Origin of the sequence: Streptomyces sp. SID5785 (assembly GCF_009870065.1) — a bacterium.
In the GTDB taxonomy this organism is placed as follows: Bacteria; Actinomycetota; Actinomycetes; order Streptomycetales; family Streptomycetaceae; genus Streptomyces.
The window spans coordinates 1-2,306 of record NZ_WWIA01000911.1 but is presented as its reverse complement, the minus strand read 5'-3'; the positions used below and the strand labels follow the sequence as shown (position 1 = coordinate 2,306).

At 74.7% G+C, this 2,306-nt stretch carries 2 protein-coding genes; both read left to right on the top strand.

The annotated features are described in order from the left end of the window. Positions 1 to 164: 164 nt before the first annotated feature. Positions 165 to 1,511, top strand: coding sequence for a histidine kinase (locus tag GTW43_RS30030; protein WP_161305143.1), 1,347 nt, complete (start codon positions 165 to 167; stop codon positions 1,509 to 1,511). Next, positions 1,508 to 2,173 (top strand): response regulator transcription factor, encoded by a 666-nt coding sequence (locus GTW43_RS30025; protein WP_161305142.1) that lies wholly within the window; start codon positions 1,508 to 1,510, stop codon positions 2,171 to 2,173. The genes GTW43_RS30030 and GTW43_RS30025 overlap by 4 nt, the downstream gene beginning before the upstream one ends. Positions 2,174 to 2,306: the final 133 nt, after the last annotated feature.

The window sequence follows — 2,306 nt, the reverse complement described above, 5'->3', positions numbered from 1 at the left end:
GCCGCGCCGGACCTGTGACGACCCCGGCCGCGCCGGACCTGTGACGACCCCGGCCCCGCCGGACCCCGCGACACCCCGCCCCCCACGTAGTACTTGAGGCGGACCCCCGCGAACCCTTCTCCGGCCGGACGCCCCGCACCCCGGCTCCCGCCTACCGTGATGACATGACCGACACGACCACGACCACCCCCCTGCGCCCGGAGGGCGACCGGAGCCCCGAGCTGAGCCTCGTGAAGGCGGGCCTGCGGGGCGTGCGCGCGGACCTGTTCCGCGACGCCGCCGCGTACCGCCCGCTGCCCCGGGCCGCGGCCACGGGCCCGTGGACCCTGCTGTTCCCGCGCCGGATACGCAAGCGGCTGGGCAGCCTGCCGCACGCGGTCGTGCTCGGCGTCGCGCTGCTGACGTTCGCGGTGGGCGCGGAGAGCGTCAGCCTCGGCGCCGACGCGTTCTTCTCGGTGCTGGGCGGCCTCCTGGTGGCGGTCCCGGTGGCGCTGACGCTGCTGCGCCCGGTGCTGGCGTGGTGGGCCTCGCTCGGCGCGGCGGCCGTCCTGGTCGTGGTGACGGGCGGTTCCCCGACGCCGTGGCCCGCGGGCAGCCTCGTCGGTCACACGGCGGTGATGATGATCGTCGCGGCCCGCACCGCGCCCCGCACGGCGGCCGGCATGTGGGCGCTGAGCACGCTGTACGGGTTCGTCGTGACGCCGCTGACCGGCGGTGACTGGTACGACAGCGACGCCGTTCCGATGATGGTGGTCTCCGGGATCGCGGTCGCCCTGGTGACGCTGGTGCAGGTGAACCGGTCGACGCGCCGCGAGGTCGTCCAGGAGCGGGTGGCGGGCGCCGTCGAGCGGGACCGGCGCACGCTCCTGGAGGAGCGCACGAACATCGCGCGGGAGCTGCACGATGTGGTGGCCCACCACATGTCGGTGGTCGCGATCCAGGCCGAGGCCGCCCCGTACCGGGTGGAGAACCCGCCGCCCGAGCTGGAGCAGGCGTTCGTCACGATCAGGGAGAACGCGGTGGCGGCGCTCACCGAACTGCGCCGCGTCCTGGGGGTCGTACGGGCGGAGGACTACGAGGCGCCGGACGCCCCGCAGCCGACGCTCGCCGACCTGGACCGGCTGGTGGAGAACGTGCGGGACGCGGGCCTGACCGTGGAGCGGACGGTGACCGGTGCGGTGCGGGAGCTGCCGCCCGGGGTGGAGCTGTCGGCGTACCGGATCGTGCAGGAGGCGCTGAGCAACGTGCTGCGGCACGCGCCCGGCGCCCCGGCCGCGGTCGAGGTGGCGTACGTGCTCGGCGGGCTCGGCCTGCGCGTGGTGAACGGTCCGCCGGACCGGCTCGCGAAGCCGAGCCCGGGCGCGGGGCACGGGGTGACGGGCATGCGGGAGCGGGTGGCGATGCTGGGCGGGGAGATCACGGCGGGCGCGACGGACGACGGGGGCTACGAGGTCGCGGTGTTCGTCCCGGTCCCGGTGGCGGAGCGCCCCGGCGCGGAGGAAGCGGCATGATCCGGGTGCTGATCGCCGACGACCAGATGATGGTCCGCGAGGGGTTCTCGGTCCTGCTGAACGCGATGCCGGACATCGAGGTCGTCGGCGAGGCGGTCAACGGGCTCGAGGCGGTGGCCCGGGTCCGTGAACTGCGCCCCGACGTCGTCCTGATGGACATCCGGATGCCGGAGCTGAACGGCATCGAGGCGACGCGGGAGATCGTCGCGGCCGACGAGGGCGCGCGGGTCCTCGTCCTGACCACCTTCGATCTCGACGAGTACGTGTACCAGGCGCTGCGCGCGGGTGCCTCGGGGTTCCTCCTCAAGGACGCCTCGGCACGTCAACTCGCGGACGGTGTAAGGGTGGTGGCATCGGGTGAGGCGCTGCTCGCGCCGACGGTGACGCGCCGGCTCATCACGGAGTTCTCCCGGCTGGCGGCGGCGCCGCGGCCACCGGGCGCGCAGAGCCCGGAGGCGTACGGGGAGCTGACCGAGCGGGAGACGGAGGTGCTCGTGCTCATCGCGCAGGGCCTGTCGAACGGGGAGATCGCGGAGCGGCTCGTGGTCGCCGAGTCGACGGTCAAGACGCATGTGAGCCGGGTGCTGGTGAAGCTCGGGCTGCGCGACCGCACGCAGGCGGCGGTCTTCGCGTACGAGGCCCGCCTGGTGACACCCGGCTGAGCCCGGGTCCCGGGACGGGCGTCTGTCCCGTCCCGGGCCGCCGGACTACCGTCCGGACATGGACCCCGCCACCACACCCACCCCGATTCCCCCTCCCCCTCCCCCTCCCGCATTCGACCCCTGGTCCCCGGAG